Annotated in this window: 18 protein-coding genes and 1 other RNA gene; 13 read left to right on the plus strand and 6 right to left on the minus strand. The window is 55.8% G+C overall.

The genetic code is table 11. The features are described from left to right. The first annotated feature begins 148 nt into the window (after positions 1–148). The 3 genes from ppiD to C0557_RS05125 all read left to right on the plus strand — a co-directional run bounded on the left by ppiD (position 149) and on the right by C0557_RS05125 (position 3,063). A complete protein-coding gene (ppiD, locus tag C0557_RS05115; protein ID WP_074776637.1) occupies positions 149–2,020 on the plus strand; it encodes a peptidylprolyl isomerase in 1,872 nt (623 codons plus the stop codon). A 156-nt stretch (positions 2,021–2,176) separates the two neighbouring features. Beyond that, entirely contained in the window at positions 2,177–2,557 is a 381-nt protein-coding gene (locus C0557_RS05120; RefSeq protein ID WP_074776638.1) for a helix-hairpin-helix domain-containing protein, read from the plus strand. A gap of 98 nt (positions 2,558–2,655) precedes the next feature. Beyond that, the gene (locus C0557_RS05125; RefSeq protein ID WP_208657722.1) at positions 2,656–3,063 is read left to right on the plus strand and encodes a YbgC/FadM family acyl-CoA thioesterase; all 408 of its coding nucleotides are present in this window, start codon (positions 2,656–2,658) and stop codon (positions 3,061–3,063) included. A gap of 109 nt (positions 3,064–3,172) precedes the next feature. Here the strand turns inward: C0557_RS05125 and queC are convergent, their stop codons facing one another. Together queC and C0557_RS05135 are read right to left on the minus strand one after the other, a co-directional pair. Further along, complete coding sequence (queC, locus tag C0557_RS05130) at positions 3,173–3,868, minus strand: 7-cyano-7-deazaguanine synthase QueC (protein ID WP_208657723.1); 696 nt, start codon at positions 3,866–3,868, stop codon at positions 3,173–3,175. A gap of 66 nt (positions 3,869–3,934) precedes the next feature. Further along, positions 3,935–5,632 carry an SgrR family transcriptional regulator gene (locus C0557_RS05135; protein ID WP_208657724.1) on the minus strand — a complete coding sequence of 566 codons (1,698 nt, stop codon included), beginning with the start codon at positions 5,630–5,632 and terminating at the stop codon, positions 3,935–3,937. Between the two features lie 100 nt (positions 5,633–5,732). On the opposite strand from C0557_RS05135, the gene cof reads away from it, so the two are divergent. Continuing rightward, the gene (gene cof, locus C0557_RS05140; RefSeq protein WP_208662797.1) at positions 5,733–6,551 is read left to right on the plus strand and encodes an HMP-PP phosphatase; all 819 of its coding nucleotides are present in this window, start codon (positions 5,733–5,735) and stop codon (positions 6,549–6,551) included. 41 nt (positions 6,552–6,592) lie between these two features. Here the strand turns inward: cof and C0557_RS05145 are convergent, their stop codons facing one another. Then, a complete protein-coding gene (locus C0557_RS05145; RefSeq protein ID WP_208657725.1) occupies positions 6,593–7,639 on the minus strand; it encodes a PLP-dependent cysteine synthase family protein in 1,047 nt (348 codons plus the stop codon). Positions 7,640–7,754: 115 nt separating this feature from the next. Here C0557_RS05145 and C0557_RS05150 point away from each other — a divergent pair, with 115 nt between their 5' ends. From C0557_RS05150 to amtB, 5 genes are all read left to right on the plus strand, one after another. Then, positions 7,755–8,213: an Lrp/AsnC family transcriptional regulator gene (locus C0557_RS05150; protein WP_043954606.1), complete on the plus strand. Its 459-nt coding sequence runs from the start codon at positions 7,755–7,757 to the stop codon at positions 8,211–8,213. A gap of 49 nt (positions 8,214–8,262) precedes the next feature. After that, complete coding sequence (locus tag C0557_RS05155; protein WP_208657726.1) at positions 8,263–10,026, plus strand: SmdA family multidrug ABC transporter permease/ATP-binding protein; 1,764 nt, start codon at positions 8,263–8,265, stop codon at positions 10,024–10,026. Then, complete coding sequence (locus C0557_RS05160; protein WP_208657727.1) at positions 10,019–11,797, plus strand: SmdB family multidrug efflux ABC transporter permease/ATP-binding protein; 1,779 nt, start codon at positions 10,019–10,021, stop codon at positions 11,795–11,797. The genes C0557_RS05155 and C0557_RS05160 overlap by 8 nt, the downstream gene beginning before the upstream one ends. Before the next feature lie 256 nt (positions 11,798–12,053). Beyond that, positions 12,054–12,392: a P-II family nitrogen regulator gene (gene glnK / locus C0557_RS05165; protein WP_002891893.1), complete on the plus strand. Its 339-nt coding sequence runs from the start codon at positions 12,054–12,056 to the stop codon at positions 12,390–12,392. A 32-nt stretch (positions 12,393–12,424) separates the two neighbouring features. After that, positions 12,425–13,711, plus strand: coding sequence for an ammonium transporter AmtB (gene amtB, locus C0557_RS05170; protein WP_007373552.1), 1,287 nt, complete (start codon positions 12,425–12,427; stop codon positions 13,709–13,711). Between the two features lie 80 nt (positions 13,712–13,791). Here the strand turns inward: amtB and tesB are convergent, their stop codons facing one another. Continuing rightward, complete coding sequence (gene tesB / locus C0557_RS05175; RefSeq protein ID WP_074776646.1) at positions 13,792–14,652, minus strand: acyl-CoA thioesterase II; 861 nt, start codon at positions 14,650–14,652, stop codon at positions 13,792–13,794. Positions 14,653–14,867: 215 nt separating this feature from the next. On the opposite strand from tesB, the gene C0557_RS05180 reads away from it, so the two are divergent. Then, positions 14,868–15,437: a YbaY family lipoprotein gene (locus C0557_RS05180; protein ID WP_043954601.1), complete on the plus strand. Its 570-nt coding sequence runs from the start codon at positions 14,868–14,870 to the stop codon at positions 15,435–15,437. A gap of 32 nt (positions 15,438–15,469) precedes the next feature. Here the strand turns inward: C0557_RS05180 and C0557_RS05185 are convergent, their stop codons facing one another. After that, positions 15,470–15,781 carry an MGMT family protein gene (locus C0557_RS05185; RefSeq protein WP_007373555.1) on the minus strand — a complete coding sequence of 104 codons (312 nt, stop codon included), beginning with the start codon at positions 15,779–15,781 and terminating at the stop codon, positions 15,470–15,472. Between the two features lie 165 nt (positions 15,782–15,946). On the opposite strand from C0557_RS05185, the gene ffs reads away from it, so the two are divergent. Next, positions 15,947–16,043: signal recognition particle sRNA small type (gene ffs / locus C0557_RS05190), an RNA gene on the plus strand. 56 nt (positions 16,044–16,099) lie between these two features. Here the strand turns inward: ffs and C0557_RS05195 are convergent. After that, a complete protein-coding gene (locus tag C0557_RS05195) occupies positions 16,100–17,521 on the minus strand; it encodes a PLP-dependent aminotransferase family protein (protein ID WP_208657728.1) in 1,422 nt (473 codons plus the stop codon). 84 nt (positions 17,522–17,605) lie between these two features. Between C0557_RS05195 and C0557_RS05200 the strand changes: the two genes are divergently transcribed. Both C0557_RS05200 and C0557_RS05205 read left to right on the plus strand, forming a co-directional pair. Beyond that, positions 17,606–18,217, plus strand: coding sequence for a YitT family protein (locus tag C0557_RS05200; protein WP_208657729.1), 612 nt, complete (start codon positions 17,606–17,608; stop codon positions 18,215–18,217). A 90-nt stretch (positions 18,218–18,307) separates the two neighbouring features. Beyond that, positions 18,308–18,850, plus strand: coding sequence for a GNAT family N-acetyltransferase (locus C0557_RS05205; RefSeq protein WP_208657730.1), 543 nt, complete (start codon positions 18,308–18,310; stop codon positions 18,848–18,850). Positions 18,851–18,968 lie beyond the last annotated feature (118 nt).

Below are 18,968 nucleotides of genomic sequence, written 5' to 3' on the forward strand. Positions count from 1 at the left end.
TTATTTGCGAATTCTTACTTTGTACGAGTTTCTGCACGTTGTGGACTAACAATTGCGCCGGTTTCTTGTCAAAATACGCGCTTACACGCAGCGGGCAACTCTTGCTGCCTGAGATCTAAAGTCACCTACAGCGGAGTGTTGTTACACCATGATGGACAATTTACGCGCGGCGGCGAATCACGTCGTGCTCAAGATCATTCTGGGTTTGATTATCGTGTCATTCATTTTGACTGGCGTGGGTAACTACCTGATTGGCGGTAACAATAATTATGCCGCAGAAGTTAACGGTCAGGAAATTAGCCGTCCGCAGTTTGAAAATGCGGTGACCAGCGAGCGCAATCGAATGGCACAGCAGTTGGGCGATCAGTTCTCTGAACTGGCAGCCAACGAAAACTATATGAAATCCGTGCGCCAGCAAGTGCTCAATCGCATGATTGATGAAGCGCTACTGGACCAGTATGCCAAAAAGCTGCACCTCGGCATTAGCGACGAGCAGGTGAAGAAAGCCATTTTTTCCACTCAGGCTTTCCAGACTAACGGCAAATTCGACAACAACCGTTTTAATGCCATCGTCAATCAGATGGGCATGAGCGCCGATCAGTACGCGCAGGCGCTGCGTAACCAGTTAACCTCCCAGCAGCTCATCAACGCTGTTGCCGGTACTGATTTTATGCTTAAAGGCGAAACCGACGAACTGGCGGCGCTGGTTGCCCAGCAGCGCGTTGTTCGCCAGGCGGTGATCGATGTGAACGCACTGGCGGCGAAGCAGACAGCCAGCGATGACGAAATCACCAGCTACTACGATCAGAACAAGAGCCGTTTCATTGCGCCGGAGCAGTTCCGCGTAAGCTACATCAAACTTGATGCTACTGCGATGCAGGAAAATGCCAGCGATGCAGAGATTCAGGCGTACTACGATCAGCATCAGGATCAGTTCACCCAGCCGCAACGCAACCGCTACAGCGTCATCCAGACGAAAACGGAAGACGACGCTAAAGCCGTGCTTGATGAGCTGAACAAAGGCGCTGATTTCGCCACCATCGCGAAAGCGAAATCCACCGATATTATCTCTGCCCGCAACGGCGGTGATATGGGCTGGCTGGAAGAGGGCACCACGCCGGATGAACTGAAAAATGCCGGCCTGAAAGAGAAAGGCCAACTTTCCGGCGTTATCAAATCTTCTGTGGGTTTCCTGGTTGCGCGTCTTGATGATATCCAGCCTGCGCAGGTGAAACCGCTCAGCGAAGTGCACGATGAACTGGCTGCCAAAGTGAAACAGGAAAAGGCGCTGGATGCCTGGTATGCGCTGCAACAGAAAGTGAGCGAAGCGGCGAGCAACGATAATGAATCTCTGGCTGGTGCAGAACAGGCCGCAGGGGCGAAAGCGGTGCAAACGGGCTGGTTCGGCCGCGATACTCTGCCGGAAGAGCTGAACTTCAAACCGGTGAGCGACGCGATTTTCAATGGCGGTCTTGTTGGTCAGAACGGCGCGCCGGGCAGCAACTCCGATATCATCACCGTTGATGGCGATCGCGCGTTTGTACTGCGTATCACCGATCACAAAGCGGAAGCCATCAAACCGCTGGCTGAAGTGAAAGCGCAGGTTACCGACATTGTGAAGCACAACAAAGCTGAGCAGCAGGCGAAGCTGGATGCAGAAAAACTGGTGTCTGAGCTGAAAGCGGGCAAAGGCGACGATGCGCTGAAAGCCGCGGGTCTGAGCTTTGGCGAGGCGAAAACGCTGGCGCGTACAGGCCAGGATCCGCTAAGCCAGGCTGCGTTTAATCTGCCGCTGCCGGAAAAAGATAAACCGTCTTTCGGCTCGACGACCGATCAGCAGGGTAACGTTGTGGTTCTGGCGCTGGACGAAGTAAAAGCAGGCACCATGCCGGATGCACAGAAAGAAGCGATGGTTAAAGGCATCACGCAGAACAATGCGCAGATCGCTTTTGAAGCGCTGATGAGCAACCTGCGCAAAGAAGCCAAAATCAAACTCGGCACGATCGCTGAACAGCAGTAACGGGTAAAGGCGCGAAGCGTCTCCCAAAAAAAAGCAAAATTTTGCAAATCACAAAGGCCGCTTTCGCGGCCTTTTCCATTTCTGCGTTTTGTCCTTTGCCCCTATTCCGGCTTCTGTTTATCGTTGCCTCACATTGAAAACAAAGGAGAAAGCAGCATGAAACATGGAATCAAAGCACTGATTATTACTCTGAGCATCGCCTGCTCGTCGCTGAGCTACAGCGCGCTGGCCGCCCCGGTAACCGCAGAGAAAGCACCGCTCTCGCTGAACAAAAGTGAAAACGCTTCATCAGGAAAAGCAAAAGTACAGGATATGGCAACCAACGCTGATGAAGGGGGCGGCACGCGGGTAAGTATTAACAGCGCCAGTGCGGAAGAACTCGCGCAGGTGATGAGCGGCGTCGGCATCAAGAAAGCCCAGGCGATAGTCAGTTATCGCGATGAGTACGGCCCGTTTAAAACGCTCGACGATCTCAAGCAGGTGCCAGGTATGGGCGGTACGCTGGTGGAACGTAATCTGGCGCACTTGAAACTGTAAGACGCTTGCGTAGTCGCTAATCTTTGCCAGAATAGAGAGGTCGTACCAGTTATGATCTCTCTGTCTCTATAACAATAAACGGTAAAGGTTAAAGCGCTATGCAGACACAAATCAAAGTTCGTGGTTTTCATCTCGATGTTTACCAGCACGTGAATAATGCTCGCTATCTGGAGTTTCTCGAAGAGGCCCGCTGGGACGGGCTTGAGAATAACGACAGCTTTAAATGGATGACGGCCAATAACATTGCTTTCGTGGTGGTGAACATCAATATCAACTATCGCCGTCCGGCGGTGCTCGGTGATTTGCTTACCGTCACCAGCCATGTACAGCAGATCAACGGTAAAAGCGGCGTTTTAAGCCAGGTCGTCACGCTGGAACCGGAAGGTCAGGTGGTTGCTGATGCGCTGGTGACGTTTGTCTGCATCGACCTGAAAAGCCAGAAGGCGCTGGCATTAGAAGGGGAACTGCGGGAAAAACTGGAGAAGATGATCAGCGCAGGCGATTAATAGTAAAAACGGGCTGGCGAAAACCGGCAAAGACAAAACCGCTGCCCGGCGAGATTGCGGACCGGATGAGCGTTAGCGCCCATCCGGCACAGATCCCGGTGAGTGTTTTTTATTTCAATCCGGTTTTCTGTTTCATGGCTGCCATCACGCCGCTTTTATCCGCGAGGTAATGTCGCAGGCCGTTGGCGCGCAGGTTGCAGGCCGCGCAATGGCCGCAGCCATCGCCTTTAATGCCGTTATAGCAGGTCAGCGTTTCGCTGCGCACCAGATCCAGTTTGCCCCAATAGTCTGCCAGCGCCCAGGTTTCGGCTTTATTGATCCACATCAGCGGGGTTTCAAAGCGGATATCTTTCGCCAGGCCAAGATTGACCGCATGGTTAAGAGCTTTAACAAACTCATCGCGGCAATCCGGGTAACCGGAAAAATCGGTTTCACAAACGCCGGTGATCACGGCTTCTGCCTGCACCTGATAAGCATATACCGCCGCCAGTGTCAGAAACAGAATATTACGCCCCGGCACGAAGGTATTTGGAATACCGGTGGCGTCAGGCTCGTAGTCCGGCACCGGAATGCTGTCGCGTGTCAGGCTGCTGACCGCCAGTTCATTGAGCAAGGTGACATCCAGCACTTTGTGCGCACGGGCGCCCAGCGTTAACGCCAGTTCACGGGCAACATCGATCTCTGCGCGGTGGCGCTGGCCGTAATCAAAGGTGACGCAATGCACTTCGTCATACTGCTGCAATGCCTGCACCAGGCAAGTTGTGGAGTCTTGTCCGCCACTGAACACGACAACGGCACGTTTCATAATTCTTCCTGACAATCGCGAATAAAACGCTATGGTAGCGCGTGCCGCTGACAGCGACCAGCTTCTTCACCGCGCCGGGGCGGGAAGCCACGCCTCGGCAAAGTCAAACCAGCCGCGCGTATTCAGATGGATTCCTTCAACGCCCGGCGGTGCGCTGATACGGTACTGATAATTAAACAGCGGTGTGAGCGTGGCGTTATCCATCAGGGTATCGAACACATCGTGCAGCGCCTGGTAACGCTCCTGCTCATTCGCCTGCCGCTGCACGGCATCCAGCGTCGCCTGCAAATGCGCGAATTGCGGCGCACTAAGCAGGTTGGGCCATAGCGGGTCGCAACGTATCCACTGCTCAAGGGTATATTCCGGCGTTTCGCCAATCAGCCTGTCTCCCATCATCAGGTCGGCAGTCGCAAGCTGGGGGCAGCCATCCCAGTTTTTGCTGTCGTGGAAAATAACCGTCAGTTCACAACCGAGCGTGGCGAGATAAAGCCTGAGTTGCTCCGCCATGATGTGCAGTTCCACCGGAAGATGGTAGAGCAGGGTGAGTTTTGCTGGCAGCGGAACCTGTTCGGCTGGCCATTCAGGCATTTGCCAGCCGGGTAAGAGCTCACGGCTGGGCGTGATCAGATTCTCGTCAAGCGGCAGCGTCTGTACCAGCGAGGTGTGATGAATAATCTGTACCAGACGGCGGGATTGCGCCGGGCTCAGGCGTGCGCCAGGTCGCTGGGCAAGATAACAAAACCCAAGGCTGATGCCGTTACTGACGGGTTGCAGGTGCCGAAGCTCATCCGGCTCGCCAATGGCAATTTGCACCGGATGGCGGCAACTGGTGCCTAAATCCTGCTCAAACAACTGTGGCGTGATCCAGAACTCCACCGCCTTCAGGAATGGATGCCCAAGATGATAGTGGTCGTGGCTCTCCAGCCGGACCAGTTCGCGGCTGTACGTTACCAGGCGAAACGGCCCGGTACCGACCATAGGCTGCTGCGGATGTGCCAGACGGCTGCCGTAGCTGGCAAGACGGTACGGTAGCCAGAAATCCGGGCGGTGCAGTTTGAATGTCAGACACCAGGGATGCGTGATTTCAATGCTCGCGACGCTGGCAAATAACGTTTGCAACACCGGCAATTGCAGCAGCCGATGTAGGCTCTCCTGCAACTGCGCAGCCGTGACGGTATCGCCGTTATGCCAGTGCAGCGTGGCATGCAAATAGAATCGCCAGCACAAACCGTCTGCGCTCACATCCCAGTGATGCGCCAAATCACCCTGCGGTTGAATGCTGTGACGGACAAAACGTGTCAGGCCGCTGAAGATCTGCCCGGCAAGATGCTGTTCCGCGCGTCCGGGAAGAAAACCCGGAACGAGGGGATCAAGGGGGCGATAGTAGGGAATGCGCAGCGTTGGCGTTTCGTTTTGCCACAAGCCGCCGAGAAACGGATTCAGCAATGCGCGCAGATCGTCCGGTGCAATTTGCGCCAGCGCCAACGCATTCTGCTGCTGACCAGTATTGAGCGCCTGTTCGAGCATCTCACTACGTATCGATTCCGGCGTGGCCAGCAACTGCAACTCGCCGCGTTTACCTCGTCCGGATTGTGATTGCCAGCGCAGCCAGCCCGCGTCCTGCATCTGGCGCAGCAGCGTGCGCATATGCCGCTCGCTACAAAAACAGTGCGCCGCCAGCTCGGTTACGCTGGCGGATTGTGTTTCCCCGGCAGAGATCTGCCACAGGCGTTGGTACTGATTGAGCCGATTGAGGAGTCGCATAAACCCGGAACAATATTTGTCATCTATTCACTATTACTTCCGTATATCTCACGTAATACTGGAACGCAACTGTGAATGAGACATAACCGGAGAAAAGATGATGGCGCGTTTGGCTGCTTTTGACATGGATGGCACCCTGTTAATGCCCGACCACCGTTTAGGCGAACAAACGGTCACCGCGCTCCAGCGTCTGCGCGAACGGGATATCACCCTGACTTTTGCGACCGGGCGGCACGCGCTGGAGATGCGTAGCCTGATCAGTAGCCTGGCGCTGGATGCTTTTTTAATAACCGGTAACGGAACACGCATTCATTCGCAGGAAGGCGAGCTCCTGTTCCGTCAGGATCTGAACCCGGAAGTGGCAGATCTTGTTTTGCACAGCACATGGGATACCCGCGCGACCGTTCACGTATTCAATGATTCTGGCTGGCTGACGGATAATGCGCTACCAGAGTTGCTGGAAGCGCATCTGCTCAGCGGTTTTACCTACCAACTGGCCGATCTCAGGCGCTTACCGGCTCACGATGTGACCAAGATTTGTTTTGTCGGCGATCATGACGATCTCTGCCGCCTGCGCATTCAACTGAATGAGGCGCTGGGAGCGCGCGCGCACTTGTGTTTTTCGGCCACCGATTGTCTGGAAATCCTGCCGCCAGGCTGTAACAAAGGTTCCGCGCTGGCGGCGCTGAGCCTGTCGCTGGGGCTGACATTGCAGGATTGCATGGCGTTTGGCGACGCGATGAATGACAGAGAGATGCTTGAAAGCGTGGGACACGGCATGATCATGGGCAACGCCATGCCGCAGTTACGGGAAGCGTTGCCGCATTTACCGGTTATTGGGCACTGCCGGAATCAGGCAGTATCCCACTTTTTGATGCACTGGCTGGACACACCTAATCTTCCTTATTCCCCCGAATGAAAAAGATTTTTCCAGCAAGCCGGGTTCTTACCCGGCTTTTTTTATGCCGTCAGACGGGCGATTTCCGCGCGCCAGGGATCGATATTGCCGATGTTTGCCGCCACCCATTGCGGGTTGTAGTAGGTTTCCAGATACCGCTCGCCGCTGTCGCACAGCAGCGTCACGATAGACCCGCTGCGTCCTTCTTCGCGCATCCGCGCGGCAAGCTGTAGCGCGCCCCACATATTGGTGCCGGTAGAGGCCCCCACTTTGCGGCCGATTTGTGTTTCCAGCCACTGCGCCGTTGCCACACTGGCGGCATCGGGAACCCGCAGCATCTCATCCACTACGTCGGCAATAAAAGAAGGTTCCACGCGCGGACGGCCAATCCCTTCGATTTTGCTGCCTGTTGTGCTGCGCAGGCTGGCGTCGCGCTGCTGCCAGTAATCAAGGAACACCGAGTTTTCCGGATCCACCACCATCAACTGCGTGCCGTAGCCCTGGCTGCGAATATAGCGGCCAATGGTCGCTGAGGTACCGCCGGTGCCTGCGCTCATCACAATGTAATCCGGCACCGGATGCGGCTCATTTTTCATCTGACGGAAGATGCTGTCGGCAATATTGTTGTTGCCGCGCCAGTCGGTTGCACGTTCAGCAAACGTGAACTGATCCATATAGTGTCCGTTCAGCTCTTTTGCCAGCCGTTCCGATTCCGCATAGATCTCACAGGCGCTGTCAACAAAATGGCAGCGACCGCCATAAAACTCGATCTGCTCAATTTTGCGTTTAGCGGTGCAGTAAGGCATGACCGCGATAAAGGGCAGCCCCAGCAACCGCGCGAACCAGGCTTCGGAGACGGCGGTTGAACCGGAGGAGGCCTCAATAATGGTCGTGCCTTCTTTGATCCAGCCGTTACACAAACCATACAGGAACAATGAGCGCGCCAGCCGGTGTTTCAGGCTACCGGTCGGGTGGGTGCTTTCATCTTTCAGGTAGAGATTGATCCCCGGAAAAGCGGGCAGCATCAGGCGAATAAGGTGCGTATCCGCAGAACGCTGTGCATCGGCGTTAATTTCATTGATAGCGTATTTGACCCAACTGCAATTCATGGCGGTTGTCCGTTTGTCATTTTGTGCCCAGTCTAGCGAAAGCAAAAGAAAAAAGGGTTGCCATTTAGCCTTTGTATTAGACTATAAAGAGAAAAATATTCTCCAGGATTCCCAAATGTTAGATAAAGTTGACCGCAAGCTGCTCTCCCTGCTGCAACAGGATTGTTCGCTCTCTTTGCAGGCGCTGGCAGATGCCGTTAATCTGACCACCACTCCCTGCTGGAAACGTCTGAAGCGGCTGGAAGACGACGGGATTTTGCTCGGTCGTGTCGCCGTGCTGGATGCTGAAAAACTGGGGCTGAATTTGACTGCCTTCGTGCTAATTAAAACCCAGCACCACAGTAGCGACTGGTACTGCCGCTTTGTCAGCGAAGTGACGCAAATGCCGGAAGTGCTCGGTTTCTGGCGTATGGCGGGAGAGTATGATTATCTGCTGCGCGTGCAGGTGGCAGACATGAAACGCTATGACGACTTTTATAAGAAGCTGGTGAACAGCGTGCCGGGGCTATCAGATGTCACTTCTAGCTTCGCCATGGAACAGATAAAATACACCACAGCTTTACCCATAGAATAACGCTTAGGCTAAACCAACAGCCGGAAAATCACCTTCAGGATATAACCGCGTGCGATTATTTGCCCAGTTAGGCTGGTACTTTCGCCGGGAGTGGCAACGCTACCTCGGTGCAGTGGCCTTACTTATCATTATTGCTATTCTGCAACTCATTCCGCCCAAAGTGGTGGGGGTGATTGTCGATGGCGTAACCGAACAGCATTACACCACATCACAGGTGTGGATGTGGATTGGCGTACTGGTCGCGGTCGCGGTCGTCACCTATCTGCTGCGTTATGTCTGGCGCGTCTGGTTGTTCGGCGCGTCTTATCAACTGGCCGTGGAGCTGCGTGAAGATTTCTACCGTCAGTTGAGCCGCCAGCATCCGGAATTTTACCTGCGTCACCGTACCGGTGATTTAATGGCGCGTGCAACGAACGACGTCGATCGCGTCGTGTTTGCTGCCGGTGAAGGCGTATTGACGTTAGTGGATTCACTGGTGATGGGCTGCGTGGTGCTGGTGGTGATGTCAACGCAAATTAGCTGGCAATTAACGCTGCTGTCGCTGCTGCCGATGCCGATTATGGCGCTGGTTATCAAGCGTTACGGCGATCAGTTGCACCAGCGTTTTAAATTAGCGCAGGCGGCATTCTCCGCGCTTAACGATCGCACGCAGGAGAGCATGACCAGTATCCGCATGATCAAAGCCTTCGGTCTGGAGGATCGCCAGTCGGCGCTGTTTGCGGCAGAGGCCGCCGACACCGGGGCGAAAAATATGCGCGTCGCCCGTGTTGATGCGCGTTTTGATCCAACCATTTACATTGCGATTGGCCTGGCGAACATGCTGGCGATTGGCGGCGGTAGCTGGATGATTGTCCACGGTACGCTGACGCTCGGTCAGCTCACCAGTTTTGCCATGTATCTGGGGCTGATGATTTGGCCGATGCTGGCGCTGGCGTGGATGTTTAATATCGTGGAGCGCGGAAGTGCGGCTTACAGCCGAATTCGCGACATGCTGGCAGAAGCGCCGGTAGTGAATGACGGCAGTGAGCCGGTGCCAGAAGGGCGCGGCAATCTGGCTATCGCTATCCGTGAATTTCGCTATCCGCAAACGGAAAGCGCCGTGCTGAATAATGTTAACGTGCTGCTGACGCCGGGCCAGATGCTGGGCATCTGCGGGCCGACCGGCGCCGGGAAAACCACCTTGCTGGCATTAATTCAGCGCCATTTTGACGTCGGGCAGGGGGATGTTCGTTTCCACAATATTCCTCTTCAGCAATTGAAGCTCGATGCCTGGCGCAGCCGTCTGGCGGTGGTGAATCAGACGCCGTTCCTCTTCTCCGATACGGTGGGCAACAACATTGCGTTAGGCAAACCCGGCGCTACGCAGGAAGAGATTGAACACGTGGCGAAGCTTGCCAGTGTGCATGACGACATTCTGCGTCTGCCGCAGGGCTATGATACGGAAGTGGGCGAACGCGGCGTGATGCTTTCCGGCGGTCAAAAACAGCGCATTTCGATTGCACGCGCACTGCTGCTCAATGCCGAGATCCTGATCCTGGATGATGCGCTGTCGGCCGTTGACGGTCGTACCGAACATCAAATTTTGCATAACCTGCGCCAGTGGGGCGAAGGGCGCACGGTCATTATCAGCGCGCATCGCCTGTCGGCGCTGACGGAAGCCAGTGAGATTTTAGTCATGCAGCATGGACATATTGCCCAGCGTGGCCAGCATGAGCAGCTTGCGCGCCAGCCGGGCTGGTATCGCGATATGTATCGCTACCAGCAACTGGAAGCTGCGTTGAACGACGTACCGCAGGAGGCCGCCGATGCGTAATCTCGCACGACAATGGCCGACGCTGAAACGCCTGCTGGGGTATGGCAAACCGTGGCGCAAATCGTTAATCAAAGCGGTGCTGATGCTGTGGGTTGCGGCGATTGCGGAAGTCTCCGGCCCGGCGCTGATCAGCTACTTTATCGATAATATGGTGGCGAAAAGCTACCTGCCGCTTGCGCTGGTTTCCGGTCTGGCTGCGGTTTATGTCGGCCTGCAACTGCTGGCGGCGCTGCTGCACTACAGTCAGTCGCTGCTGTTTAACCAGGCGGCGGTTGGCGTGGTACAACAACTGCGTACTGATGTGATGGATGCCGCGCTGCGCCAGCCGCTGAGCGAATTTGATACCCAGCCGGTCGGGCAGATTATCTCCCGCGTAACCAACGACACCGAAGTGATCCGCGATCTTTATGTCACGGTGGTCGCGACGGTGCTGCGCAGCGCCGCGTTGATTGGCGCGATGCTGGTCGCCATGTTCAGCCTGGACTGGCGGATGGCGCTGGTGGCGATGGGGATTTTCCCGGCGGTGCTGATCGTTATGCTGATCTATCAGCGCTACAGCACGCCGATTGTGCGCCGGATGCGTGCCTACCTTGCTGACATTAACGATGGCTTTAACGAAATCATTAACGGCATGGGCGTGATTCAGCAGTTCCGCCAGCAGGCGCGCTTTGGTGAGCGTATGGGGGATGCCAGCCGTTCCCACTATCTTGCGCGCATGCAAACTCTGCGGCTGGATGGCTTTCTGCTGCGCCCGCTGCTGAGTCTTTTCTCGGCGCTGGTGCTGTGCGGGCTGCTGATGCTGTTTGGTTTCTCCTCCGTGGGCACGGTGGAGGTCGGCGTACTGTATGCGTTTATCAGCTACCTTGGCCGTCTGAATGAACCGTTGATTGAGCTGACGACGCAGCAATCGATGTTGCAGCAGGCGGTTGTCGCGGGCGAACGTGTGTTCGAACTGATGGATCGGCCGCGCCAGTCTTATGGTGACGATGATACGCCGCTGCACAGTGGCGCCATTGATATTGAGAATGTTTCGTTTGCCTACCGCGACGATCAACTGGTGCTGCAGGATATTTCGCTGTCGATTGCGCCGCGCAGCTTTGTCGCCTTAGTGGGGCATACCGGTAGCGGAAAAAGTACGCTCGCCAGCCTGTTGATGGGGTACTACCCGCTCACCCAGGGCGAGATCCGCCTCGACGGAAGGCCGCTCTCTGCGCTCAGCCATACGGCGCTGCGCAAAGGCGTGGCGATGGTGCAACAGGATCCGGTAGTGCTGGCGGACAGCTTTTTCGCCAACGTGACGCTGGGGCGCGATATCAGCGAAGCGCAGGTGTGGCAGGCGCTGGAGACGGTACAACTGGCGGAACTGGCGCGCGGTTTGAGTGCGGGCATTCATACCCGGCTCGGCGAGCAGGGGAATAACCTCTCGGTTGGGCAAAAACAGCTGCTGGCGCTGGCGCGCGTGCTGGTCGATACGCCGCAGATCCTGATCCTCGATGAGGCAACGGCAAATATCGACTCCGGTACCGAGCAGGCAATCCAGCATGCGCTGGCAGCGGTGCGTAAGCAGACCACGCTGGTGGTGATCGCCCACCGTTTATCGACCATTGTTGAGGCCGAAACCATCCTTGTGTTACATCGCGGGCAGGCGGTGGAGCGCGGGACGCACCAGCAATTGTTGGCCGCGAAAGGGCGCTACTGGCAGATGTATCAACTGCAACTGGCCGGGGAAGAACTGGCGGCCAGCGCGCGAGAAGAGTCGCTTATCGCCTGATGCACCAAAATTAGGCATGCTACTGACAGGATCCTCTGTTGGTGCAAAAAAGTAACGCACCATGCACTGTTATGGTGCGTTTTTCTTTTCTGGCACCAGGCCGAATCGCGAGCCTGCATTTTTCTCCTTCCGCTTTTCCCGGCCTGTCTGCACTAACAATCTGAAATTCTCCTCGTTTTCATTGTTGGCACACCGCTTGCAATATCTGTCATGTGTTAGCTGCGGCCATTATCGAATTTCGACTGGAGGGGGATCTATGAAGCTGGTTACCGTGGTGATTAAACCATTCAAACTCGAAGACGTTCGTGAAGCACTGTCTTCTATTGGTATTCAAGGGCTGACCGTGACTGAAGTTAAAGGTTTCGGGCGTCAGAAAGGTCATGCCGAGCTGTACCGCGGTGCGGAATATAGCGTCAATTTCCTGCCCAAAGTGAAAATTGATGTGGCGATTGCTGATGATCAACTCGATGAAGTGATCGATGTGATCAGCAAAGCGGCCTACACCGGAAAAATTGGCGACGGCAAAATTTTCGTTGCTGAGTTGCAACGCGTCATTCGTATTCGTACCGGCGAAGCCGACGAAGCGGCACTGTAATAGCTGGCCACACAGTGATAGGGATTGGAACAATGAAAAACACAACATTAAAAACAGGTCTTGCTTCACTGGCATTGCTGCCAGGTCTGGCGATGGCGGCTCCCGCTGTGGCAGATAAAGCAGACAACGGCTTTATGATGATTTCTACTGCGCTGGTGCTGTTTATGAGCATTCCGGGCATCGCGCTGTTTTACGGCGGCCTGATCCGCGGGAAAAACGTGCTCTCTATGCTGACGCAGGTGGCTGTCACCTTCGCGCTGGTGTGCGTTCTGTGGGTGGTTTATGGCTACTCTCTGGCTTTTGGCGAGGGCAACAGCTTCTTCGGCAGCTTCAACTGGGTAATGCTGAAGAATATTGAATTGACTGCGGTCATGGGCAGCATCTATCAATATATCCACGTTGCTTTCCAGGGCTCTTTCGCCTGTATCACCGTCGGCCTGATTGTTGGTGCGCTGGCTGAACGTATTCGCTTCTCTGCGGTGCTGATTTTCGTGGTGGTATGGCTGACGCTCTCTTATGTGCCGATCGCGCACATGGTATGGGGCGGCGGTTTGCTGGCAGCGCATGGCGCGCTGGACTTCGCTGGCGGTACGGTGGTGCATATCAACGCCGCTGTTGCAGGCCTGGTGGGTGCTTACCTGATTGGTAAACGTGTGGGCTTTGGCAAAGAAGCGTTCAAACCGCATAACCTGCCGATGGTCTTTACCGGCACCGCTATCCTCTATGTCGGTTGGTTCGGCTTCAACGCGGGTTCCGCAAGTGCGGCTAACGAAATCGCCGGTCTGGCCTTTGTGAATACCGTTGTGGCTACCGCGGGCGCAATCCTGGCGTGGGTGTTCGGCGAGTGGGCGCTGCGTGGCAAACCGTCTCTGCTGGGTGCATGTTCCGGCGCGATTGCAGGCCTGGTAGGTATTACTCCGGCGTGTGGTTATGTCGGTGTCGGCGGCGCGCTGATTGTGGGCCTGGTTTCAGGTCTGGCAGGTCTGTGGGGCGTTACTGCACTGAAACGTATGCTGCGTGTTGACGATCCGTGTGACGTGTTTGGTGTGCACGGCGTGTGCGGTATCGTTGGCTGTATCCTGACCGGCATCTTTGCCGCAACGTCCCTGGGCGGCGTTGGTTACGCACAAGGCGTGACGATGGGTCAGCAGCTACTGGTTCAGCTGGAAAGTATCGCACTCACCATCGTGTGGTCCGGCGTCGTGGCCTTTATCGGCTACAAACTGGCTGACATGACTGTGGGCCTGCGTGTACCGGAAGATCAAGAGCGTGAAGGTCTGGACGTTAACAGCCACGGCGAAAACGCCTACAACGCCTGATCGAATTGAGTTATCTCCTGAGCATAAAAAAGCCTCCATTCGGAGGCTTTTCCTTTTGTAGAGCCTTATTTTGTAAAGCCTTAGTTGCGGTTGCGCATTACGCCTTCCTGCACGGTTGACGCCACCAGCACGCCCTGTTGTGTATAGAACTCGCCGCGAACAAAGCCGCGCGCCCCGGAGGCCGACGTACTTTCCACGCTATAAAGCAGCCATTCATTCATATTGAATGGGCGATGGAACCACATCGAGTGGTCGATGGTGGCGACCTGCATACCGTGCTCAAGGAATCCCACGCCGTGCGGCTGGAGCGCTACCGGCAGGAAGTTGAAATCAGAGGCGTAGCCCAGCAGGTATTGATGGACGCGAAAGTCTTCCGGCACCACGCCGTTCGCGCGGATCCATACCTGGCGCGCAGGCTCGGCAACATGCCCTTTCAGCGGGTTGTGAAATTCTACCGGCCGGATCTCCAGCGGTTTATCGCTGAGGAATTTCTCTTTCACCAGCGGCGGCAACAAATGGGAAAGTGCATGCGCGATATCGGTTTCGGATTTCAGTGAATCCGGTGCGGGCGCATCCGGCATCGTTTTTTGATGTTCGTAACCCGTCTCCGGTGCCTGGAACGAGGCGGTCATGTAAAAAATCGGCTTCCCGTTCTGGATCGCCGCCACGCGGCGGGCGCTGAAGCTGTTGCCGTCACGCAGAACTTCCACGTCATAGACAATCGGTTTCTGGCTATCGCCAGGACGCAAAAAGTAGCTGTGGAAGGAGTGCACCAGACGCTCGGCGGGGACGGTCTCTTTCGCGGCGTACAGCGCCTGGCCAACAACCTGGCCGCCAAAGACCTGGCGTAACCCTAAATCTTCGCTCTGGCCGCGAAACAGGCCTTCTTCGATTTTTTCCAGATTCAACAATGACAGCAGGTTAGAGAGTGCCTGACTCATAAATTTCCTCAAATAAATAGCGGCTGACTGAGCGAATAATCCGATAAGTATAACCTGGAACAATGAGTGGTCCGATGGGTTCAATAATCTGAATAAATGGGGCTTTGCAGGAATATATCGCGCTTATGTGCCAGACTTGTTCTCGTTACGATGGTTTAACCACCCATCCTGGCAGGCAAGCGTTCTGCCGGTGCATTGAAGATAAGGAGAAATCAATGAAACTCGTGCACATGTTAAGTGGTTTGGCAGTTGCAGTTGCGCTCTCTGCCTGCGCTCAAAAAGGCGCTGACATTCCGACACCAGCACCTAATCCCAGCGCGCCTGCGGCAACCAATAAAGCTGCGATTGCGCAACCTAACGTCTCCGGTACGATCTGGATCCGTCAGAAAGTGGCGCTGCCGCCAAATGCGGTATTAACCGTGACAGTTTCTGATGCGTCCCAGGCGGATGCGCCGTCGAAAGTGCTGGCGCAGAAAGCCGTGCGTACCGAAGGTAAACAGGCTCCGTTCAGCTTCGTGCTGCCGTTTAACCCGGCTGATATCCAGCCGAATGCCCGTATCCTGCTGAGTGCGGCCATTACCATCGACGATAAAATTGTCTTTATCACCGATACGGTTAAACCGGTTATCAACCAGGGCGGAACCAAAGTGGATCTGACGCTGGTGCCGGTGCAGCAAACGGCTGTGCCGTTGCAGCAAAACAGTGGCGCCGCCACGACCGTGCCTTCCACGTCGCCCACGCAAGTGAACCCGTCTGAAGCCACTCCGGCGCCGACACAATACTGATAACGGCTCCTCTCCTGCGGGGGAGGAGCGTTTTAGTAGATCCAACGGTAACGCTGTAAATCGATTTGCCCGCTGCCTGACACCACCACGCCTTCGGCCAGTAATGCCTGGCGCTGACGCTGTAAATCCGGCCCGGTCAATGAAATGCAGCCATGACGATTCACCACCCGATGCCACGGCAACGTACTTCCTTCCGGTAAGCGTTTCAGTACGCCGCCAACCTGTCGCGCGGCGCGCGGAGAGCCAGCCAGTTTCGCCACATCGCCATACGTGGTGACGTAACCTTCCGGTATTGCGGCAACGATTTGCCAGACCCGCTGCGGGAAAGAATCCTGTATATCCATGCTGATATCCTGAGGGAAGACTTTGCAGCATAAACAGCATAAAGCGTGCTGTGAAGAGACAGTTGCGCAATAAACCAGCATCCGCCCCGACGCGGCTTGCAATTGCCATCCTGGACAGGGATAATGCGCCAGCGCGTTGATTAACAACGCTCTCAATGGGGGCCCTGTTGGTTCTCCCGCAACGCTACTCTGTTCACCAGGTCAGGTCCGGAAGGAAGCAGCCAGGGCAGACGACGTGTGTGCCGGGATGTAGCTGGCAGGGCCCCCACCCATTTGTGCTTTTGAAGCCCCCTGATCCCTTTCCCTCTTCTTCCGGTATTACACCATGCTGCGTTTTAACGGGAGTTGCGAGTGGTTGAGTGCGAGCCATAGCGGTTTGATACGCAGTAATGCGTTTTCCAGCTCGGTTAATTCCAGTGAGAAAGGCATCCGTAAATAGCGGTCAAAGGCGCCGGAAAGTCCAAAACGTGTTCCCGCACCGAGGTGAATGCCGATAGTTTCCGCACGGGCGGCAAACTGGGTCGCCAGCATATCAGGCAGCTCTACCCAATAGGAGAGGCCGCCCTGCGGTGCCTGAAAGCGCCATTGTGGAAAATGTTCGCGCATTAACGCCGCGCAATCATCACGGCGGCTGGCGAGCATTTGGCGACGGCCGGGCAAAAATGCCTCTGCGTTTTGCATTAGCCACAGCGTTGCCAGTTGCTCCAGTAACGGGGAACCCAGATCCAGCGTGTCACGGGTCTGGGCGAGGGCGGCAATTGTGCGCGTTGAGGCGCGGATCCATCCCAGGCGTAAGCCACCCCAGAAACTTTTCCCCGCCGAACCGAGCGTGATCACGTTTCCAGCAGTATCGAAGGCCGCCAGTGGCGGCGGCGGCGGCGCGTCGTACCACAAATCCACCATCGTTTCATCGACCACCAGCGTCGTGCGCGTGCGCGCCGCGATGGCGGCGATGGTTTCGCGGGTATTGATATCCATACAGCGCCCGGTTGGATTGTGAAAATCGGGCATCAGATAGGCCAGGCGTGGCGCAGTCTGCGCCAGCGTGGCGGCAAAACCGTCGCAGTCCCAGCCGGTTTGTGGCAGCGATACGCCTACGGGGCGGCATGAAGCGCCCTGGATCGCGGCAATCGCCAGCGGGTAGGTTGGATGATCGACCACCACGCGATCGCCCGGCCCGGTCAGCATGCGCAGTACCAGCGCCAGTCCGCTGACTGCACCATTCACCACCATCACTTCATCGGCGTGAGTTGGCAGCCCGCGCGCGGTATAGCGTGAGGCAATGGCTTCACGCAGCGGCAGCAAGCCGAGCTGACCATAGCCAGTTCGCGTGAGGTAGTGCGGGATCATGCTCAGCGCGTGGGTATAGGCCTGGTGGATCTCCGGCCCGGCGCTCAGCGCCGCCGTAGAGAGATCCAGTGCCGTACCTGCTGTGGCGAGCGTTGGAACGCTACGGCTATCAGGCAGAATCACCCGCGATCCGCTACCGTGGCGGCTCTCCAGGTAACCCTCATCGCGCAAGTGCGCCAGCGCACTGGCAACGGTGGTGCGACTGATTTCCAGCGTCGAGGCCAGTTCGCGCTCGCCGGGCAGACGCGTGTCCAGCGCCAGCCTGCCATCAAGAATCAGCAAACGCAGGGCATCGGCAAGCTGACGCCAGAGCGGCATACGGGACTCGGATTGTTGCCAGTGCCCTAACAGGCGCTGCAAAGATTGGCTACCAAAGCGACGGGATGACATATGCAGTCCACTATATGAAAACTGGACATTAATCATAATGCCATTTGCGGAGAAGATGGAAGCATGAACAATCGGAGAACAAAAATGCTACGTCGATTACTGCAACTCTATATTGGTTTGGTCCTGTACGGTGTTTCTACCGCGATGTTTGTTCGCGCGGATTTGGGCGCCGATCCGTGGAACGTTTTCCACCTTGGTGTGGCGAAACTGCTGTCGATGGATATCGGTACAGTGATGATCGCGACCGGCGCGCTGGTGCTGTTGTTCTGGATCCCGCTGCGCCAGCGTCCGGGTCTGGGAACCATCAGCAATGTGATCGTGCTTGGGCTTGCCGCCGATGCTGCGCTGGCATTGATGCCGCCGCTGGAGACACTCCTGGCGCGCAGCGTAATGCTGGCGGCGGCGGTGATTGTCAATGCGCTGGCGACCGGAATGTATATTGGTGCCGGGTTTGGCGCAGGCCCGCGTGATGGCCTGATGACCGGTATTCATGCCCGCACGGGCTGGTCAGTGCGCAGTATCCGTACAGCGATTGAGATTTCAGTCCTGCTGGCAGGCTGTCTGCTGGGCGGTACATTTGGTGTCGGCACGGTATTTTACGCGCTGAGTATTGGCCCGCTGATTCAGCTTTGTCTGCCGTGGTTTCGTCAGAAACCGGCGCTAAGTGTGACGCCGCAAACCGAACCGGTGGCCTGATTTTTTCGTTAATATAGCGAAAATTCCCCGTTCTGGCGGAGCGTCTGCAATACTTGCTTCTCTCAGGAAGAAAAGGAGCGATCACCTGTGATGACACCAGAGCTTCAAACGGCACGTCTGCTTCTCAAACCGCTGGCATCGGAAGATGCCACGCAAATTCAGCGCATTTTCCCTCGCTGGGAAATTGTCCGTTATCTGGTCGCCAGCGTTCCCTGGCCCTATCCGGATAACGCGGCGCAGAACTATGTCGATAATGTTGCGCTGGCGGCAACGCGCGCCGGGAAAGGCTGGTTCTGGACGTTGCGGCGTAAAGAGCATGCCGATGAACTCATGGGCGTGATCTGCCTGATGGATACGCCGGACAATAACCGGGGATTCTGGCTGGCTCCGGAGTGGCAAGGGCAGGGGTATATGACGGAAGCCTGCCATGCGGTAACGGATTTTTGGTTTAACACACTCGAACGTGATGTACTGCGTGCGCCCAAAGCTGTCGCCAACGATCGTTCGAAGAGGCTTTCTCAACGCAGCGGTATGCATTTAGTTCGCCTGCAAAAAGGTGAGTACGTTTCCGGGGAACTGGAGACGGAGCTGTGGGAGATAACCCGCGAAAAATGGAACCAACTGCACCACTGAAACCTGTCAGCGTGCGCGCTGGCGGGTTTTATTCCCGCGATTAGCATTATATTTATTCGTTTTAAATTATAATGTCATTTAATTGAAATATTATCTTCATTTTTCTGTCATAAATATA

It is taken from the genome of Kosakonia sp. MUSA4 (assembly GCF_013085925.1).
Taxonomy (GTDB): Bacteria; Pseudomonadota; Gammaproteobacteria; order Enterobacterales; family Enterobacteriaceae; genus Kosakonia; species Kosakonia sacchari_B.

Excerpts from the sequence above, each read along its gene's own strand:
- amtB (WP_007373552.1), top strand. The coding sequence starts at position 12,425 with ATGAAAAACACAACATTAAAAACAGGTCTTGCTTCACTGGCATTGCTG.
- glnK (WP_002891893.1), top strand. The coding sequence starts at position 12,054 with ATGAAGCTGGTTACCGTGGTGATTAAACCATTCAAACTCGAAGACGTT.
- C0557_RS05145 (WP_208657725.1), bottom strand. The coding sequence starts at position 7,639 with ATGAATTGCAGTTGGGTCAAATACGCTATCAATGAAATTAACGCCGAT.
- C0557_RS05180 (WP_043954601.1), top strand. The coding sequence starts at position 14,868 with ATGAAACTCGTGCACATGTTAAGTGGTTTGGCAGTTGCAGTTGCGCTC.
- queC (WP_208657723.1), bottom strand. The coding sequence starts at position 3,868 with ATGAAACGTGCCGTTGTCGTGTTCAGTGGCGGACAAGACTCCACAACT.
- C0557_RS05125 (WP_208657722.1), top strand. The coding sequence starts at position 2,656 with ATGCAGACACAAATCAAAGTTCGTGGTTTTCATCTCGATGTTTACCAG.
- ppiD (WP_074776637.1), top strand. The coding sequence starts at position 149 with ATGATGGACAATTTACGCGCGGCGGCGAATCACGTCGTGCTCAAGATC.
- C0557_RS05135 (WP_208657724.1), bottom strand. The coding sequence starts at position 5,632 with ATGCGACTCCTCAATCGGCTCAATCAGTACCAACGCCTGTGGCAGATC.
- tesB (WP_074776646.1), bottom strand. The coding sequence starts at position 14,652 with ATGAGTCAGGCACTCTCTAACCTGCTGTCATTGTTGAATCTGGAAAAA.
- C0557_RS05185 (WP_007373555.1), bottom strand. The coding sequence starts at position 15,781 with ATGGATATACAGGATTCTTTCCCGCAGCGGGTCTGGCAAATCGTTGCC.
- C0557_RS05205 (WP_208657730.1), top strand. The coding sequence starts at position 18,308 with ATGACACCAGAGCTTCAAACGGCACGTCTGCTTCTCAAACCGCTGGCA.
- C0557_RS05120 (WP_074776638.1), top strand. The coding sequence starts at position 2,177 with ATGAAACATGGAATCAAAGCACTGATTATTACTCTGAGCATCGCCTGC.
- C0557_RS05195 (WP_208657728.1), bottom strand. The coding sequence starts at position 17,521 with ATGTCATCCCGTCGCTTTGGTAGCCAATCTTTGCAGCGCCTGTTAGGG.
- C0557_RS05160 (WP_208657727.1), top strand. The coding sequence starts at position 10,019 with ATGCGTAATCTCGCACGACAATGGCCGACGCTGAAACGCCTGCTGGGG.
- C0557_RS05200 (WP_208657729.1), top strand. The coding sequence starts at position 17,606 with ATGCTACGTCGATTACTGCAACTCTATATTGGTTTGGTCCTGTACGGT.
- cof (WP_208662797.1), top strand. The coding sequence starts at position 5,733 with ATGGCGCGTTTGGCTGCTTTTGACATGGATGGCACCCTGTTAATGCCC.
- C0557_RS05150 (WP_043954606.1), top strand. The coding sequence starts at position 7,755 with ATGTTAGATAAAGTTGACCGCAAGCTGCTCTCCCTGCTGCAACAGGAT.